This window comes from Dongia soli (assembly GCF_034044715.1).
GTDB classification, from domain to species: Bacteria; Pseudomonadota; Alphaproteobacteria; order Dongiales; family Dongiaceae; genus Dongia_B; species Dongia_B soli.
Map to the genome: position 1 here is coordinate 73379 of NZ_JAXCLW010000004.1, position 18716 is coordinate 92094.

Annotated in this window: 13 protein-coding genes and 1 tRNA gene; 6 read left to right on the forward strand and 8 right to left on the reverse strand. The window is 58.5% G+C overall.

From position 1 onward, the window contains the following. Positions 1 to 37: 37 nt before the first annotated feature. A complete protein-coding gene (locus tag SMD27_RS15155) occupies positions 38 to 1741 on the reverse strand; it encodes an ABC transporter substrate-binding protein (protein WP_320509254.1) in 1704 nt (567 codons plus the stop codon). Between the two features lie 263 nt (positions 1742 to 2004). Between SMD27_RS15155 and otnI the strand changes: the two genes are divergently transcribed. Next, positions 2005 to 2778, forward strand: coding sequence for a 2-oxo-tetronate isomerase (otnI, locus tag SMD27_RS15160; protein WP_320509255.1), 774 nt, complete (start codon positions 2005 to 2007; stop codon positions 2776 to 2778). 77 nt (positions 2779 to 2855) lie between these two features. Here otnI and SMD27_RS15165 read toward each other — a convergent pair whose 3' ends face one another. The 4 genes from SMD27_RS15165 to SMD27_RS24335 all read right to left on the reverse strand — a co-directional run bounded on the left by SMD27_RS15165 (position 2856) and on the right by SMD27_RS24335 (position 4807). Then, positions 2856 to 3407, reverse strand: coding sequence for a sigma-70 family RNA polymerase sigma factor (locus SMD27_RS15165; RefSeq protein ID WP_320509256.1), 552 nt, complete (start codon positions 3405 to 3407; stop codon positions 2856 to 2858). A gap of 509 nt (positions 3408 to 3916) precedes the next feature. Continuing rightward, entirely contained in the window at positions 3917 to 4072 is a 156-nt protein-coding gene (locus SMD27_RS15170) for a DUF1328 domain-containing protein (protein WP_320509257.1), read from the reverse strand. A 153-nt stretch (positions 4073 to 4225) separates the two neighbouring features. After that, the gene (locus tag SMD27_RS15175; protein ID WP_320509258.1) at positions 4226 to 4417 is read right to left on the reverse strand and encodes a hypothetical protein; all 192 of its coding nucleotides are present in this window, start codon (positions 4415 to 4417) and stop codon (positions 4226 to 4228) included. Positions 4418 to 4489: 72 nt separating this feature from the next. Continuing rightward, entirely contained in the window at positions 4490 to 4807 is a 318-nt protein-coding gene (locus SMD27_RS24335) for a CsbD family protein (RefSeq protein WP_452094308.1), read from the reverse strand. 222 nt (positions 4808 to 5029) lie between these two features. Here SMD27_RS24335 and SMD27_RS15185 point away from each other — a divergent pair, with 222 nt between their 5' ends. The 4 genes from SMD27_RS15185 (at position 5030) to SMD27_RS15200 (ending at position 13470) form a co-directional block, all read left to right on the forward strand. Further along, the gene (locus SMD27_RS15185; RefSeq protein ID WP_320509259.1) at positions 5030 to 6268 is read left to right on the forward strand and encodes an MFS transporter; all 1239 of its coding nucleotides are present in this window, start codon (positions 5030 to 5032) and stop codon (positions 6266 to 6268) included. A gap of 354 nt (positions 6269 to 6622) precedes the next feature. Next, complete coding sequence (locus SMD27_RS15190; RefSeq protein ID WP_320509260.1) at positions 6623 to 8440, forward strand: autotransporter assembly complex protein TamA; 1818 nt, start codon at positions 6623 to 6625, stop codon at positions 8438 to 8440. Next, positions 8440 to 12786 carry a translocation/assembly module TamB domain-containing protein gene (locus SMD27_RS15195; protein ID WP_320509261.1) on the forward strand — a complete coding sequence of 1449 codons (4347 nt, stop codon included), beginning with the start codon at positions 8440 to 8442 and terminating at the stop codon, positions 12784 to 12786. The genes SMD27_RS15190 and SMD27_RS15195 overlap by 1 nt, the downstream gene beginning before the upstream one ends. A 78-nt stretch (positions 12787 to 12864) precedes the next feature. Next, the gene (locus SMD27_RS15200; protein ID WP_320509262.1) at positions 12865 to 13470 is read left to right on the forward strand and encodes an HAD family hydrolase; all 606 of its coding nucleotides are present in this window, start codon (positions 12865 to 12867) and stop codon (positions 13468 to 13470) included. 10 nt (positions 13471 to 13480) lie between these two features. Here the strand turns inward: SMD27_RS15200 and SMD27_RS15205 are convergent, their stop codons facing one another. Genes SMD27_RS15205 through otsB form a run of 3 tightly spaced genes read right to left on the reverse strand, consistent with a single transcriptional unit; the run spans position 13481 to position 17378 of the window. Beyond that, on the reverse strand, positions 13481 to 14848 hold the full coding sequence (locus SMD27_RS15205; protein ID WP_320509263.1) for an alpha,alpha-trehalose-phosphate synthase (UDP-forming): 1368 nt from the start codon (positions 14846 to 14848) through the stop codon (positions 13481 to 13483). Further along, complete coding sequence (locus SMD27_RS15210; RefSeq protein ID WP_320509264.1) at positions 14833 to 16617, reverse strand: glycoside hydrolase family 15 protein; 1785 nt, start codon at positions 16615 to 16617, stop codon at positions 14833 to 14835. Before SMD27_RS15210 ends, SMD27_RS15205 begins: the two co-directional genes overlap by 16 nt. Positions 16618 to 16622: 5 nt before the next feature. Then, positions 16623 to 17378, reverse strand: coding sequence for a trehalose-phosphatase (gene otsB, locus SMD27_RS15215; RefSeq protein ID WP_320509265.1), 756 nt, complete (start codon positions 17376 to 17378; stop codon positions 16623 to 16625). Positions 17379 to 17698: 320 nt separating this feature from the next. Between otsB and SMD27_RS15220 the strand changes: the two genes are divergently transcribed. Beyond that, positions 17699 to 17792: transfer RNA gene (locus SMD27_RS15220), tRNA-Ser, on the forward strand. Positions 17793 to 18716 lie beyond the last annotated feature (924 nt).

Genomic DNA, 18716 nt, shown 5'->3' on the forward strand with positions numbered 1-18716 from the left:
CCACCTGTCGGGCAGGGCGGCGATGGGAGCGCTGATGTTAGGCTTCAAGCGACCAGTCTTCAGCGAACATATAGGCCGTGGGATGGGCTTTGAAACCTTTCACTTTCTTGTCCATTGGCGTGAAGAAGGCGCGCCAGAGCGGAATGCAGATCGGCCCCTCTTCCAGCATCAGCTTTTCGATATCGGCCATGACGACCCGACGCTTATCAACATCGAGTATCCCTTCCGCCTTGTTCAAAAGCTCGTCGAATCTCTTATTCGACCAATGCGCCTCGTTCCAGGGCACGCCGGTGCGATAGGCGAGGCCCAAGACCATCGTGCCAAGTGGGCGATGCGTCCAGGTGGTGAAGGCGAAAGGCGCCACCGGCTGGTTCCAGATGTCCCAATACTGCGCCGAGGGCAGCACGTTGATCTTCACCTTGACGCCGATCTCCTTCCACATCTGGACCATCGCCTGGACGCAGAGCGGTTCCCAATCGGGATCGGATTTGCAGAAGATCTCCGTTTCGAAACCATCAGGCTTACCGGCTTCCGCCAGCAGTTTTTTAGCGGCAGCGATATCCTGCTTCATGAAGCCGACATCGGCATATTCCGGGTGAACCGGACAGACATGGTGATGTTCGCCGGGTGCGCCCAGGCCGAGATAAGCGACCTTCAGCAGCTTATTGGTATCCAGTGCCAGGCGCATGGCCTTGGCGATCCGCGGATCCTTCCAGGTTTCATGAATCGGCTGCATGCGGGCGGCAGCCGTTTGGCCCGTGGCGACCGTATAAATCTCCACATGCTTCATTTTCTTCAGCGCGGCATATTGCGTGGTCTGGGCCTCATAGAAGCCATGAACCTGCTTGGACGCCAAGGCGTTCAAGGCGGCCGAAGCATTGTCGCCATGGTCGATGAATTCGACGCTGTCGATTTTTGCGGGATTTCCCCAATAACCGTCACGGCGCTTGAACACCGCCTTCTTGCCGATCTCATAGGAGACCAGCGTGAACGCACCAGTACCGATCGAGTTGGGGCCGAACTTGCCGTTCTCACTAGGGTGCAGCACGAGTGCAGGGTAGTGGAACAGGTTTTCCGGCACCGCCAAGGTCGGAGTCTTGCCGTTCAGCTTGATCGTGTAATCGTCAACCTTTTCGATCGCATTATCGGCATAAAGCTTGCTCGCCTTCTTGGGATTGCCCTTATCGTCCTTTTCACCGGTTTCGTATTCGGTGAGCAGCATGTCCTTGAACAGGCCCAGGACCGACGATCCCACCGCCGGGTCGACCCAGCGCCTCAAATTCCAAACGACGTGATCGGCGACCAGTTCATCGCCGTTCGACCATTTGACCCCCTTCTTCAGGTAGAGAGTCCAGGTCTTTAGATCGTCGCTGGCTTCCCATTTTTCCAGCAGCCAGGGCCGCGTGATATTGTCGACGCCAGTGCGGGTGAGATAGTCGCAGGTCTGGCGGACGATATTCGAATCATAGACCCAGGAAAATGTGGCAGGATTGTCCACGGCCGGACAACGCATCGAAATTCTGATGGTCCCGCCGCTGGCTTCAGCAATCTGCGTGTCCAGCGGATTGCCCGTGGCGGGATCGGCTTCCGCTATTCCGCCTGCCAAGGCATAGGCCGAGACGGCGGACAGGCCTAGCAAGGTCGATGTACGCAGAAAATCACGGCGGTCCAGCTTGCCGGTACGGTAATCGGTCAGCAATGTTGGCAAATACGGATGAACCTTTTTCAGGTCTTGTTCCATTTCGGCTCTCCCAGCTTCGATTCAGCGAGCTTGCCCCATCGGTCCATGACCGATGCGGCCTTTTTGTTGATTTTTCTCGGATCCCTCAGGCTCTCCCTTAGGCCTGTTCATATAGGGACATATTAACAATAGTCGTATTGCCAGTTTTGGGCCAAGCGATTTTACCCGCCAAAAAACTCATTTGGCATTATCGCAAAACTCATCGCCTCGACATTTCTCGCGTTCCACTTGAAATTAGGCGAATTATCCTTTCAGGAGACCGCATGCCCCGCTTTGCTGCAAACCTGTCGATGATGTTCACCGAATGGGCTTTTCTCGACCGCTTCGCCGCTGCCGCGGATGCGGGATTTACTGCGGTCGAATACCTCTTTCCCTATGATCACCGTCCGGATGAGATCGCAAAGAGGCTTTCGGCTAACGGCCTGACGCAGGTGCTTTTTAATCTGTCGCCGGGCGATTGGGCGGCAGGTGAACGCGGCTTCGCGGCTTGTCCCGGCCGGCAGGCGGCTTTCCGCGATACCGTGGCAACAGCATTTCCCTATATCGTCGCGACCAATGTCCGCCGCATCCATGCCATGAGCGGCTGCGCTGATCCGACCGATCCGAAACTGCGCGACCTCTATCTGGAGAATCTGTGTTGGGCTGCGGACATCCTCGCGCGCCATGACGTCGAGTTGCTGATCGAGCCTATCAACCCGCGCGACATGCCCGGTTATTTCCTGCGCGATTTCGACCTCGCGGGCGAAATCCTATCGGCCGCCGCCAGGTCCAACCTCCGTCTGCAATTCGATATTTATCATCGGCAAGTTCTGCGAGGCGATGTCGCAACTGCCCTGCGCGAGCTGATGCCGCTGATTGGGCATATTCAGATCGCCGGCGTCCCTCAGCGTCATGAACCCGATTTAGGCGAGCTGAACTATGCCTTTCTCTTCGGAGAAATTGACCGGCTGAATTATCTGGGTTTCATCGGCTGCGAGTATCGTCCGCGAGCAGGCACGATCGAGGGTCTGGGCTGGTTACGCCGGATGACCCGATAACAAGTGAGGTGCTGGCTGTTGACCGGCACCTCATGCTTTCCCACCGCACGCGCCTGGAATTTCGAGCACCGGGGAATTTATCGGCCGCTTACCAGGGCCGATTGCGCCTCGCGAGCCGCAATCGTCGGAGCCTTCGGCAAGACCTCGCCGGTCAGCCGGACCTCCAACTCCTGCCGGGCCCGGGCGATGCGGCTCCGGATCGTGCCGACGGGACAGCCGCAGATATGAGCGACTTCCTCGTAGGAGAGACCATCGGCTACCACTAGATGAAGCGCCTCACGCTGCTCCCGCCGCAGGCGACCGATCGCTTGCATCAGCTCCTTGAGCACCAGGCTATGCTCCTGATTGGCAGCGACGGAATCGAGATTATCCAGCAAATCGTCATCGATATCGGTCAGGCGTTCGCGTTGCCGACGGCGCAAGCCGTTAATATGTTGATTCCGCATAATAGTATAAAGCCAGGCCCGGAGATTAGTCCCAGGCGTGAAACTGTCGCATTTATCCAGGGCCCGAACCACGGTGTCCTGAAGCAGATCCTCGCCGGCGGCGCGATCCCGTGTCAGCATCATTGCAAAAGCCCGCAAAGCCGGCAGCGTTTCAATCAGTTCGTCATGAAATACGTCAGTCATGTGATTTTCCTTTCGGTCGATCCAATGGCTGGGCGATCGAGGTTTTCGTTGTTCTTAGGATGACACCTGAAAGATGGCCGCTCAAAGCTCGGCTGGCCAACGACAAAGCCGCAATCACCTTGTGACCGGACGACGACGAACCGGGCTATTTTGTGATTTTTCTGTGACCTTGGATGAGATCGAGGAGATTCCGGGGGACGGGACGGGACAGGGCGGAGCGGATATCCCGAAGCCCACGCGTCAGCCAATGGTTAAAGGCCAGATCCCCCTCGCGTGAAATCTTGTCCCGATCATAGGCGGGAACCGAACGATCGAAACCGCCTTCGCTCCGTTTCCGCATGATGTCTATTCTCCGTCCTCGGCACGGGCTGCCTACCGCCCGTTAGGCGAGGCATGCTCCCGGCAGCGTTGTAACGCCAGCTTTTAGCGTTAGTTCCCGCGCGGTTTTCTTGCCCACGCCGCAGCCGGTGCGGGGCTTGTGGCCCAAATGCGTTATTGGAAATGCCGGCTCAGACGTACTGAACGATCAGCGTCACCAGGAACAGGGCCAGGAAGATGACGAATAATACTTTGGCGATCCCGGCCGCCGCTGCAGAGATACCCCCGAACCCAAACAATCCGGCGATGATGGCGACGACAAAGAAGATGACCGACCACGTCAGCATGAGCTCCCTCCTTCCCGTGGGCCACCATCCGCAAGCATCCAACTTTTCTAATGCCTGGAGGCGGTCACACTTTTGCAGACCGAGACCACCTTCCGGTCGATGATGGCAGTAGTTCCAGACGCCCGGACTGCCCGGGCATCCGGACATTGTGGTTCAATGTTTACCGGGTTTCAGTCCGGCCTTCTCCGCGTTCTTAAGCTCTTCGCCTTCCGGGCCTTCAACCGCTTGCTTTGCCTTTTCTGCCTGCTCTTTCACTTTCGCCTTGTCCTGGGCAAAGCGCTGCTGATCGGCGTTGTACTCACGTGCGGCAGTCCGATTGCCTTCACCTTCATTTCGATTACCCATGTCGACCTCCTGTAGTGCTCATGAGCAAGGTGATATGTCGGGGCTAGCGATCGCGGCTGCGAAGGCGATGGGTCATTGGGCGACCTTATTCTCCCACTCCCTCACCTGCTCGTCGGCCTTTTCCAGGCTTATGCCGTAACGCGCCTGGATCTTGCCGACGAGTTGCTGCCGCTGCCCTTGGATCTCCATCAAATCATCATCAGTGAGCTTGCCCCATTGCTCGCGGACTTGGCCTTTGAACTGAGTCCAATTGCCCGCGATCTTGTTCCATAGGTCATGATGAGAGGTTGAGGTTGCATCCTGCGCCGCGGCGCCCTGGAGCGCTACGCCCTGGGTCAGGACAAAACCTGCAAAGGCCGCGGCGATAAATGAAACGCTAATTTTGCGCATACCTGCCCCTCTCGTTGCCTATACGAGGAAAACGTTACCTGTATGACGGGGTTCCGATCCGAACACGGACGGAACTTCAAGAAAACGTGACGCTAGGGCGAGAAAAGCCAGCACAACCGGGTCGAGCATAGCTCCTATGTCCCAAACGGTCTGGCGGATCGCGAGCGGCTGCAGTATCGATGGGGACAATCGAAAACAATAAACTCCCGTCGATTCCGCCTCATGCCAGCCACGATCACGGCCCTGCTTGTTCCCCTGAACAACAAGCTTTATCGCAACCTCTGGATGGCGACGCTTCTTTCCAATTTCGGAGTCTGGATCCAGTCGGTTGCGGCGGCATGGTTAATGACGTCGATCGCCCCCAGCGTCGGTTACGTCGCCTGGGTGCAGGCCGCGACCTCCCTGCCGCCATTGCTCTTTACCTTGTTGGGCGGCGTCCTGGCCGACCGCTTCGACCAGCGGTTGATCTTTCTGATTGCGCAGACCATCGTCCTCGCCGTTGCCCTGACCCTGTCGATCTTTCAGCATTTCGGCCTGGTCACGCCTTGGATGCTGCTGGGGCTGACCTTTGCGCTCGATAGCGGTTCGGCCCTGCGCTATCCGGCCTATCAAACGACAGTCGCCGAAATTCTGCCACGATCGGAAGTGCCGAACGCCCTGATCCTCAGCAGCATCGGCTGGAATATCGGCCGCGTCGTCGGGCCGGGCATCGGTGGCGCCATCATCGCGATCGGCGGTGTGCCCGCCGCTTTCGCCGTCAACGCACTCTGCAACGTCTATATCATCGGCGTGCTCCTGCAATGGCGCCGGCGAAGCCGGATCAGCAAAACCCGACCGGCAGCCGGTATCGCCTCGGAAGTGCTCAGCGGTCTCGCCCATGTCCTTGCCGTGCCGCAGATCCGCGCCACCATGCTGTGCTGCTTCGTCTTCTGCCTCTTTGCCGCCGGCCTCTGGGCGCTGCTGCCGTTGGTCGTCAAGCATATGGTCGGCGGCGAGGCGTCCATCTACGGCGCCATGCTGGGCGCAATTGGCGTTGGCGCCTTGTTTGGCGCCCTGCTGATCAACTGGACCAGGCGCACCTTCGGGCTCCGACTGCTCTTTCTCGCTTCAACGGCAGCTTTTGCCATCAGCACCGCCGCTCTTGCCTTGCTGCAATCCGTTCCCCTGCTGATGATCGCCCTGGCTTTCGGCGGCATCGGATGGATGATGGCGATGTCCACCTTCAACGTCGTGGTGCAGATGGCCGCGGGAGATGGTTTTAAGGGGCGCGCCGTTTCCATCTATTATGTCGCTTTGTTCGGCGGCATTGCACTGGGAAGCTGGCTCTGGGGACATGTGGCTGAGGAAGCCAGCATCCAGGCCGGTTTACTCGCCTCCGCTGCCGGACTTTTTGCCAATCTCATCCTTTATCGCCCCGGCACCCGTCTTGCCGCTCATTTCGACGCAGCGTCTTCAAGCTAACGCTTTCGATTCGCCGCGCGATCCTTAAGACCGCGCCGCTCCAAAAGGCTTATCCTTTCACAGTAATGTGAAATCCGCCTCGATACGCCGCTTGTGTGGCGATTCTTGCTTACACCGTGCGAGAGCGGCGTATAGGTTAACCCTCAGGGCGTCGAACGCCTTCTAACTCATTGAGAGGAAGCGGAATCGCGCGCGATGTGACCTGCTTCCGGGCAATGCGGGCAGTCTATCGAGCGAGAGTAAAGCGTGGGGAAAGCGGGACGCAGCAATAACCGTCTGACGCGGAGACATCCGGTAAAATCAGATCGGGCAATCTTGCAGCGGAGATATTGGGCTCCCGCGAAATACTGGGTTGTGGGCGCCATTTTTATTGGCGCGATCATTACTGCGCCACATACGGCCTTCGCGCTCACTTACAAGACAGATATCAATTCCCTTGAGGACGACACGCTCGAGCAGGCCGTCAATGCAAGTTCAACGCTGATCGAGTTACAGGATTCGCCGCCCGACAGTTTGCTCGGCCTGTTTCGCCGCGCGAATGAAGACATGCGGCGCTTGCAACAGGCGCTGCGGTCCTCCGGCTATTACGACGGCTCTGTCGAGATCCGCATCGACGGCCGCCTGGTCAGCGAAGGCGCACCCAGCGATGAAGCCGCAACCGCGAAATCGTCGCACCCGGTCAAGGTCGATATTAAAGTTACCCCGGGGGAGCTTTATCGGCTGGACAAAATATCGCTGACACTGAAAAGCGATTTGCCGCACCGGCTCAAGCCGGCGCTAAATGCAGGGAGCCCCGCCCGTGCCGCCGATATCCTGGCTCAGCGCGACCGCTTGTTGAATGCCGTGCTGCGCCAAGGCTTCCCCTTTGCCAAGGTGGAGCTGCAGCCGGCTGTGGTCGATCATGCCCGTCATACAGTCTCGGTCACCTATATGATCGATCCGGGACCCGCCGCGACCATGGGGCCGGTCACGGTGAAAGGCCTTAAGCATGTCAATCCCAGTTTCATCCAACGGCACGTCAATTTCTCGCCGGGGGAAAGATATTCGCCGGACAGACTGAACGAGTTGCGGGAAGAATTGCGGACAATGGATCTCTTCAGCGCGGTGAAATTGACACCGGCCGATAAGCTCAACGACAAAGGCGAGCTACCGATCGAGGTCGAAGTCACAGAGCGCGACCGGCGCTTCGTCGGTTTTGGCGCCAACTACTCGACCAATGACGGTGCCGGCGCCAGCGTTTTCTGGGGACATCGCAACCTGTTCGGCGGCGGCGAAAGATTGCGCCTGCAGGCGGATGTCTCCGGCTTGGTCGAAAACGATCTGAGCGAGACCAATTACGCGGTTTCCGCCACGTTCCGGAAGCCCGACCTCCTGGCGGTCAATCAGAACCTGCTCTCCAGCCTCTCCCTGAACCAGCAATACGATGAAGACACCTTTGACAAGAAAGCGGCAACGGCAACAGTCGGCCTTGAGCGCAGATTAAGCAAGACGCTCAGTGTCACGGGCGGCCTCGAGATCGAAAAATCCCAGATCACCGATCATACGAATGACAGCGATACGCAGGACTTCTTTTTGTTCGGACCGACGGGCTCGATCAGGCGCGATACCAGCAATGATCTGCTCAATCCGACGAAAGGTACGAGGCTGGAATTTGCGGCAGCCGCCTTTCCTGAAGTCCTCGGCTCCAGCCAGAACGTCTTCACGACACGCGCGACGGGCACCGGCTATCTCAATCTCGTCGGTAGGGGCGATCTTGTCCTCGCCGGCCGGCTCTCGGTAGGCAACGCCTTCGGCGGTAAAACCCACGATCTGCCCGCCGATCGACGCCTCTATGCGGGCGGCGGCGGATCGGTGCGGGGCTACAAATTCCGCTCAATCAGCCCCCGGGATTCTCATGGCGATTTCACCGGCGGACGCAGCGCTGTCGAAGGCAGCATCGAGCTGCGCTACCGTTTCCTCGGCGATTTCGGTGTCGTGCCGTTCCTTGACGCCGGTACCGTCTCGGAAGAAGTCTTTCCGGCCTTCGATGAAACCATTCAATATGCTGCAGGCATCGGGTTGCGTTATTATACCGCTATCGGCCCGATCCGCGCCGATTTTGCCGTCCCCCTCAATCCACGTAGCGACGACGACAAATTCGCTTTTTATGTCAGCATCGGGCAGGCTTTCTGATGCGGCGCATTGTCTACATTGCTCTGGCTCTTGTCGTTATTCTGCCGCTGCTGGCCATCGGCGGTATCTTCGCCTATCTGCAAACCGAAGCCGGCCGGCAGCAGATCCTCGTTCTGTTGCGCGATCAAACTGCGGCAGGTCCCATTCGCATTGAAGCCGGTAAGATAGAAGGCGTGATCCCGTTTGATATGAGACTGGCGGATATCAAGCTTTCGGACGTACAAGGCGTCTGGCTGGAAGCCGATCAGATCCAGCTGGCTTGGTCGCCAGGCCGGCTGTTTGCCCGCCAGGTGCGGATCGATAACATCAGTGCCGGAACAATTTCGCTACATCGCCTGCCGAATATCCCACCGTCAACGGAACCGGAGCCGGCCAAGCCGGATGAAGGACCGCTTTTGCCATCCCTGCCTGTGGCAATCGATCTCCAGCGCTTGGCTATAGAGCGGATCGATCTTGGACAGCCGGTTCTCGGTGAAGCGGCGCGTTTTACCCTCGACGCGGCCGCCTCGCTTGGCCGCCCGTCGGATGGTCTCATGGCCAAGCTTTCGCTGAAGCGTATCGATCGGGATAACGACCGGGTAACGGCGGATCTTGCCTATCGCCCGAGTGACGACTTCTTGAAGGTGCGGCTTCAAGTCCACGAACCGCAAGGCGGCTTGATCACCCGCTTGGCCGCGCTACCCGGAGAACCTGATTTTCAGGCGACGGTCAATGGCGAAGGACCGCTTGCCAACTGGCAAGGCCAAGCCTCGATACGGCTCGATGCCCAAGATATCCTCGCACTCCAGGCGACGACGACGGGGGAAAGTACCAAACGCAGGATTACCTTCACCGCAACCGGCGACCCCCACACGCTTGTGCCCAAAAAGATCACGCCATTGGTCGAAGGCGGTATCAAAGCAACAGGGGACATCCGGCTCGATCAATCTGCCGGTCTCGTCAATATCGACAGCCTGCAAATCGACAGCCGTGCCGCATCGATTGCTGCCCAGGGTTCGGTCGGCCTGGAACAGGCTGGCGATCTGCATCTGCAAATCACCTCTTCGGCACCTGAAGCTTTTGCCGCATTGGCACCTGGCATCGGCTGGAAGACGGTTTCGGTTGACGGCCGAATCACTGGCAAAATTGCCCTGCCGACCGCCGATATCACTGCGTCGGTCACTGACCTTGCCGCCGCTGAGCAGAGAATCGGCGGAACGAAACTCGAGGTGCATATCGTGCCGCGCGGTTCGTTGGACCAGCCGATCGATCTCATCGCGGGGCTGCAAGTGACCGATATCACCCCCGCGGATGCGCAGTTGAAACCGGTTCTTGAGACCGGCATCCAGCTGGCACTGTCCGGCTCCTTCACCAAAGACGGCAACATCGATCTGCCGAAGATCGAACTGCGCGCCGGTACGGTGGCCTTGGATGCCAATGCGACGGCAACGCAATGGGGCGGTGATAAAGCGCATCTCAATGGCAAGCTGCACGCTTCGAACATCGCCCCCCTGGCCGCCTTGGCCGGTATGAGCGGCAAAGGCAGCCTGGACCTGGACATGCTAGCTGATAACAGCCCCTCTGGCGCTGCTTTGACCATCAAGGGCGCCGCCGCCGACCTGTCTCTTGGGCAGGCGATGCTCGACGGCTTGCTGGGACCGACGCCAAAACTGGCGGTCGACGTGTCGCGTGATCCCGAGGGCCGCATCAATATCCGGGAATTCAACCTTGCCGCCAAATCGCTCCAGGCGGAAGCATCCGGCTCGATAGCCGATGAAAAGATCGATGTGACGGCCAAAGCCGGCCTCACCAATTTGTCGGTCGTCGATCCAAAGGCCAATGGTACGGTCGCGCTCGATCTCACCGCTTCGGGGACAATGGATGCGCCCAGCGCCAATGTCACCCTGACGAGCGACCGGATCCGTTACGATACCTACAACCTGACGGCGTTGAACGTCACCGCGCAAGGTCAGGATCTGAAGACCGCACCGAACCTGACGATCGACGGAAGGGCGCGTGTGAACGATTTGCCCGCGACGATCGGTACCAGGCTGGAGATGGGGGCGGATCATCGTCAGATGTCGCTCCCCAGGCTGATGGCCCAGTTGGGTAGAACCAGCCTGCAGGGTCAAGCCAGTTTGGCCGACAACCTCACCAAAGGCACCTTCAAGCTGAATAGCCCGGATCTCGCTGAGCTAGGCCGGCTGACCGGTCTCGCCTTGCAGGGCTCGGTATCTGCCGATATCGCTCTTCAACCAGACGGCACGCGGCAAGACGCCAAAGTGTCGCTTACGGCGCAAAAAATCGCCTTCCAGAACAGCGTGAAGCTGGAGGAAACCAAGCTGACGGCGCAGGTGGCAGATGCTTTGGGGACGCCCAATCTCGATGCCAGACTATCCCTGCGCAATCTCGATGTGCCGCAGCGCCATTTCGATACGGTTGTGGCGACGGCCAGGGGACCCATCTCACGTATGGCCCTGACGACGACGGCGTCCGGTCCCGAAACGGCCCTGGACCTCGCGGCCGGTTTCAGCAAGACGGTCTCGGGCCAGACCATCGACCTGACAAAACTCAATCTCTCCATGCAGCAGGAGAAGATATTGCTGTCCAAGCCGGCGCAGATCGTCCTGTCGAATGGAACGACCGAGGTCAGAGGTCTGTCACTGAAAACCGGCGGCGGCAGCGTGACGGCCGATGCCAAACTTGCCACGGATCGCAACGATGCTTCCCTGCTGATCGACAAGCTGCCTTTATCGCTGGCCCGAATTGCCGATCCGTCGCTGCAGATGACTGGAACGATCAGCGGCAATTTGCGTCTGTCGGGCCCGCATCGCGCACCTGTCGCGCAAATGTCCTTGACCGGGAACAACATCGCCATGCGGGGTATATCGATGCAGCCGGTCGACCTGAAAATCGGCGGCGATTGGCAAGGCGGTCAGCTGCAAGCCAAAGGCCACATCAATCTCGGTGGCTCCGACAACATCCTTGATCTTTCCGCTGCCCTGCCTTTGCCCGCCAATCCGGCAAACGGTTTCCCTGCCATGGATATGAATGCCACCTTGCAGGCGCAGGCGAAGGGACAAATCGATCTCTCGCTCGCAAATGCGATGCTGGCGGGGGGCGCCGATCACGTGGGTGGCCGCGCCAGAATAGACGTCACAGCCAGCGGCACCATGAATGCCCCTATGCTCGCCGGCGGGATAGAGCTACAAAACGGCCAATATGAGAATGTCCGTTACGGCGTGAAGCTACGGAGCATGCAGGCGAAGGTGCAGGCCAATGGTCCGCGAATTGATCTGGTGTCTTTCAATGCCAGGACGCCCGGCGGTGGTTCCGTCTCCGGTTCCGGGCAGATCGGCCTTCAGGGCGATCAGCCAATCAAATTGAAACTCGGGGCATCGCAAGCGCAGCTCATCAATACCGAAATGGCAATGGCGGTAACGAATGCCGATCTCTCGATCGATGGCACATTGAAGGAGCAGATCACGCTCGGTGGCACGGTCAAGGTCATCAGGGCGGAAATCCGCATACCCGACAAGCTGCCACCCAGCGTGCAGCAAATTTCCGTCGTGGAAATCAATGGCTCGGAGAAGCAAATGGCCAGGGCCGAGGCAAAGCGACCGCCGGCCCGAACGCTTGGCATCAATCTCGACTTGACGATCGACGCACCGCAGCAAGTCGCGATTCGGGGCCGCGGGCTGGATGCCGAACTCGGTGGAAACATGCGGGTGACGGGGACGACCGATCGGCCGATCATCAGAGGCGCCCTTAGAATGCGCCGCGGTCAATTGGACCTCCTGGGGCGCAATCTCACGTTCAATCGCGGCCAAGTTACCTTCGACGGCGGGGAAGTGATCGACCCGCTGCTCGATTTCGAAGCTAAAACCAGAGCCGAGAACTACGACATCGTGGTGGATGTCGGCGGCAGCGCCAGCGCACCGACATTTGCCCTCACCTCCTCTCCGGCTTTGCCCCAGGACGAGGTTTTGGCGCGGCTGCTGTTCGGGAAGGCTTCAGGTTCCCTTTCCGCGCTGGAAGCGCTTCAGCTCGCCCAGGCCATGGCACAACTGGCAGGCATTGAATCCGGTCCAGGAATCCTTGATCGAGTTCGTCGGGCGACCGGCCTCGATCGCCTCAGTGTCGATGCCGGTGATACTGGTAGCAGCAGTAGCAACAGGACCGGCCCCAGCCTCACTGCGGGCCGGTATGTGAGCGAAGGGGTATTCGTCGGTCTTAAACAGGGCACCCAAGCTGGCACCAGCGCCGCCACAGTCGAAATCGAGATAACCCCGAATATAAAGCTTGAGACCGATGTGGGTGCCGATACAGGCAGTCGGGCCGGCATCAACATGCAATGGGATTATTGAACGACCGCCGCCGTTTTTATGCCAACATCTTGCAGCATATCTTCCCGACCGTGGCCTAACCGATAAGGAAGCGCAATCTTGATCGATGCCGTCATTTTCGATTTCGGTGGTGTCCTAGTCGATTGGAATCCGGAATACCTCTACCGGAAACTGATTTCCGATGCCCAGCAGCGCAGGCACTTCCTGACGGAGATCTGTTCGCCGGACTGGAATTATGAGCAGGATCGCGGGCGCGATTGGGCCGAGGCGATCGCCATGAAGATCGCCGAACACCCGCAACACGCCCCGCTCATCCGCGCCTATCGCGAGAGATGGCCGGAAATGTGCCGTGGCATGATCGACGATGGTGTCGCGCTGCATCGCGGGCTGAAAGCGGCGGGTATTCCGCTTTATGGCCTGACAAACTGGTCGGCAGAAACATTCGAACTTGGATCGCGCTTGTTCCCCATCCTGAACGACTTCCGCTATGTCGCCGTTTCCGGCCGCCTGAAGATGGTCAAACCCGATCCCGAGATTTATCTGCATCTTCTGAAAAAATGCGAGCTCGTCGCGGAAAGATGCGTCTTCTTAGATGACAGTCCACGCAATGTGGAAGCCGCGCGGGCCCTTGGCCTTCATGGCATTCGCTTCACCGACGGCCACACCGCGAGCGCCGCCCTGCGTGAGCTGGGCCTGCCGATCTGATCGCCCGGGTTCAGCAGGCCCGAAGTTCCATCAGCGAATTGCGGCACCAGGCGCCGGCGGATTGCTCGCGCACGATCGTTTGCAAGGCCTTGTTGCGCGCTTGGCGTTCGCCAAGCGGCATGGTCAACGCCTGGTGGATCGCTTCGGCAATCTGATCCGGATCATAAGGATTGATGATGATCGCCTGATCCATGCTCTCCGCGGCGCCGGCGAATTTCGACAGGATCAGCACCCCCGGATCTTCCTCATTCTGCGCGGCGATATATTCCTTGGCGACCAGATTCATGCCGTCGCGCAAGGGCGTCACCAATCCCACATGGGCACTGCGATAGAACCCGGCCAGCAAGGACCGTGGCAGACTGCGGGTCATGTAGCGAAGCGGGACCCAGTCGAACTCGGCGAATTTGCCGTTCACCTTGCCGCAAAGTCGGTCCAGGTCGCGCTTGAGATTCTGGTAGCGAATGACATCCTCCCGCGACCGCGCCGCGACTTGCAGGTAACTGACCTTCAAGCGGTGCTGCGGGAATCGGTCAAAAAGCCGGGAATAAGCCTCAAACCGATTGGTCAGGCCCTTTGAATAGTCGAGCCGGTCGACGCCGACGATCAATTTCCGGCCGACTAGGCTTTCCTGCATCCGCTTGGCTTCCTTGCTGCCGCTCGATGCTTCCGCAGCTTTGGCAAAAGCATCTGCATCGATGCCGACCGGAATGGCGACCGCCCGTACCGAACGCTTGCCGGCGCTGAGCGTGTGATCGGAGGTTAGCTCGGCACCAGCATATTGGACCGCGCAAGCCATGAAATTCCGCTTATCGGCTTCGGTCTGAAAGCCGACGACATCATAGTCGCAAAGACTGGAAACAATCTCCTCGGCGCAGGGCAAAGCATCCATGATCGCAGTCGGCGCAAAGGGGATGTGAAGATAGAACCCCATACGCTGCATCTGATTGTGACGACGTAATGCCGCCGCCAGAGGAATGAGATGATAGTCATGAATCCAGATGACATCATCAGGCCGCAGCAAAGGTGCGAGGGCTGCGGCAAAGTCCTCATTGGTCTTCAGGTAGCCCTGATAATCCTCGCGGAGAAAATCCAGCAGGCCGAGGCGGAAATGGAACAGCGGCCATAACGTGCTGTTGGAAAACCCGACATAGAAATGCTTGTAATCCTGCTCGCCGAGATCGATCGTCGCAACCGTCAGCCGCTTTCCTTCGGTGATCGTGGGCGTCGTGCTGGTTTCCTTGGCAATCTGGCCGCTCCAGCCGAACCAAAGGACATCACCCTTCAAAGCTTCTTTCAAAGCCACCGCCAGACCGCCGGCTTTCTGCTGCCGTTCGCTTGGCGGCGCGACCCTGTTTGAGACGATCACGAGACGCGCCATACCCCCTCCTCCCAACTCCGGCTCAAGCGGAGCGCAGAATGGATCAGTCCCACCATGGAATAGGTCTGCGGGAAATTTCCCCAAAGCTCACCGCTATCGAGCGCGACATCTTCGCTTAGCAGTCCCACGTGATTACGGAGATCGAGAATACGCTGAAACAGGTCGCGCGCTTCCTGGTGACGGCCACAAGCAACCAATGTGTCGACATACCAGAAAGAGCAAACCAGGAACGCACTTTCCGGCATGCCGAAATCATCGGCTTCCGCGTAACGCATCATCAATCCGTTTCGCAGGAGGCGTTGCTCGATGATACGCAATGTCGCGAGGAAATGCGGATCATTATACGAGACGAGGCCGATTTCCGGCATCAGCAGGAGGGCGGCATCGACTTCCGATCCTCCCAGGCTGCCGGCAAAATAGCCGCCTTGCTCGTTCCAGGCCCGGGCGATGATCTTCTCCCGAAGTTCCATGGCGCTGCCCAGCCATTGGGCAGCATCGTCGGTCTCTCCGACCTTGCCGGCAATCAGCCCCAAACGATGCACCGCCGCCCAGCACATCATGGCGGAAAAGGTGTGAGGCCGGCTGCGACCGCGATATTCCCAGATACCGGCATCCGGCTCCAATGCCAGGCGCTGCGCCATGATGCCGATCGGGCGGAGCTGATGATAGAGACTGAGATCGCCTGGCCGCGGCAGGCGGTCATCCCAGAACATCTGCGCTGCAGCCAGTATGACGGAACCATAGATATCATTCTGGCGTTGACCGGCCGCGGCATTGCCGATGCGCACCGGTCCCATTCCCTGGAAACCTCTGAGACCGCTGGAAATGATCTCTTCCGTGGAAGAGCCCGGCACGATCGGATAAAGCGGCGCCAATTCACCGAGATCCGTCGACAGCACCGCATCCAGCACATAGGTGAGGTAATTCTCCATTGTTAGCGTGGCGCCGAGACGGTTGAGCGAATGCACCGTGAAGAAGGCGTCACGCATCCAGCAATAACGGTAATCCCAGTTCCGACCGCTCCCGGCGTGTTCGGGCAGGGATGTGGTCAGAGCGGCGACAATGGCGCCGGTATCTTCGTAGCTGCATAATTTCAGGGTGATTGCCGCCCTGATGACTGCCGATTGCCATTCAAACGGGACCGCTAGATCACGCACCCAGTCCTGCCAATAGCCGACGGTCTCTTCGAGGAATTGGCGCGCCAGGGTATCGGGCCGTTCGGGTACGCTTTCATCACTGCCGAGGAACAGATTGACCGGCCGGTGCAGAATGAAAGAGACCTCCTGGTCGATATAAGAGACCGGGATATCCGTCGTCAGGCGCAGGACAGCGGCACCTGAGACGAAGCGCATATGATTGCTGCCGAAGGTCTTGTTCGGCTGCATCGTGCCATAGCCGAAACTCGGCCGCAGCCGCACCGTAATACGGCAACGCCCATTGAGCGGCTCAATCCGGCGGATAATCATCGGGGGCCGGAATTGTCGTCCGAAGCGCTTGAAGCGCGGCGCGAAATCAACGATTCGCAGACTGGCGCCATCCTCCGCCGTCAGGATCGTTTCGACGACCGCCGTATTGCGGAGATAACGCTGCTCCGAACTGGCGAAGCGGTCCAGCTGCACATCCATGAAGCCAGATTGCGGGTCCGGATCATTGACCAGCGCATTGAATGCCGGATCGCTGTCGAGGCGAGGGAAACAGAACCAGACATGCCGCGCCATCTTGTTGATGATGGCAGCGATGGTGCAATTGCCGATGACGGCGAAATCCATCTGCCTCACTCCACGTCCCCTTTCTCCATAGCACAGAAATCAGCGAGCCAGGCGCGGACGCAGGCCGGCTGCCCCTTGAAATGCCGATCCACTTGCAAAGCGTAGCCGCCTAAGGCTTCGGCCGCTCGAAAGCCATCTTCATCGGTCACATCATCACCGATGAAAACCGGTTTGCGGCCCTTGAATGGCGGCGTTTCCATCAACTGTCGCACCGCGACGCCCTTATCGACCTGCGGACGCCGCAACTCGTAAGCCATCTTGGCAGGAAGCACGACGAAGGCACCGCCGCTCTCTTCGGCAAGACTGGCCGCAAGATCGCGCGCTGCGTCCGCTTCGGACGGCGCTCGGCGATAATGAATGCTGACACCACCGGATTTGGGTTCGATCTCGACGCCAGGGCGGGCTTGAGCAAATTTAGCAAGCTGCGGCTTCCAGGCCACTGGCCAGGCTGGTTCATGTGAAGTTGATTGAGGCGTAGCCGATTGGCCTGCGTAGCGAATGGCCGCGCCATGTTCGGCTGCGATCGTCAAGTCGACCGGGCCAAGGAGCGCCTGCACATTTATGAGCCCTCGGCCGGTAACGATGGCGATCGCCCCGTCCAGGACGGTTTGCACACGCCTCAAGAGTGACGGCAACTCAGGCGGGACCCTGACGAGGTCGGGAGCCTCCGCAATCTCGATCAATGTGCCATCAAAATCTAAGAACAGCGCCAGATCGGCTGACGGCTCAGGTGGAAAGTTGACTGTTTTCCCAGGCGTCATTTGTCTTCATCTAGGGTACTTGGCTACCTTGCGCAACCATCAATCGATGGGTTTCCAGGAGCAACGATAGAGACCCACCAAAACGCCAATAAAATGGCCGGGAGCTGTCATCACTTGATCGTGAGCAGGAGAAATTGGCCATAAATATTGCATTTAAAAGTTGCATTATTCAGAGCTGAAGCTGTTCTGCCGCGGCGGCGCGCGTCTCCCAACAGCAGGCTGCAAGGGGCAAAGATGGACCGAGGATGGGTATTTGACTTTTGCCTGCGTCGCCGTTAGGAAAGGGCCCACATACGCCGTGTGGCAAGCTGCTCACGTGCGGAGGGGTGGCCGAGCGGCTGAAGGCGGCGGTTTGCTAAACCGTTATACGAGCTTAAACTCGTATCGGGGGTTCGAATCCCCCTCCCTCCGCCATTTAATTTCCGAAATTTCCTTAATAATGCACAAGCCCCTGCAAAGGCTCGGCTGGGATGGCATGATATTGCATCCTGATGCGCGCACTTCCCCCTCTTACGGAAACCGATAGCCGCGCCAAGCTACGCGCGGAGGTCAACGGGCAGCCGATCGAACGTCACGGAAACAATTGGACGCTCTGAGCTCGATATTCCATGCGTCTCAGGTTTGGCGGCATGTTCGATTAGATGTAGGAGCACTCAGTCCTAGATAGCATAACGGCACGGAGCGCAGCATTGCTGTCCGCACGCACTCTTCAGACAGAAGAGCCATGCTGGCTGAATATCCCATCTTTGCAACCGATCAACATGACCTGCGGTGACGGCTATCACAGGTCAATTCCCGGTCCCTTGAAGAATAACAGAGGCGCACGAAATCGCTTGCAGGCTGCGTCGCTAGTGCGGCGCCGCTGCGATGGAGCTCTCACATGTCGCTGTGAGATCGGCAGAAACGCCGTGGCAACTCGGATATCTGCTATATGAAAGTAGGTGGTAAGTGTCATTTGTGCTTGCGATGAAACGTAGAGAGATTTACAGAAACATCGGTTGCCGCTGTCTCTGCAACGTAATGATCTCTCCCGCCCGAGAAACGCTCGCTATCTGCGAGCCGTCTTTTTGAATTCATCCTCGTGAGTTTGCTCGCCGGAAATTTCTCCGGAGAGCCTGCCTTTCTGTCTCCGTGCCTTGTCAACTCGCGCATCATGATGGAGTAAACTGATGATACGCAAAGCATTCGCTCTCTTGGCTGTTTGCCTGCTCTTCACCGCCGCCGCTTGCGACAAGGAGGCGACGCAAAAAGGGCTCGCAAAACAACTTGAGGCCGTCACCGGTCGGACACATGGTGGACCAGCCCACTAATACCTCCAAGTTATAACGATCAGGCTCA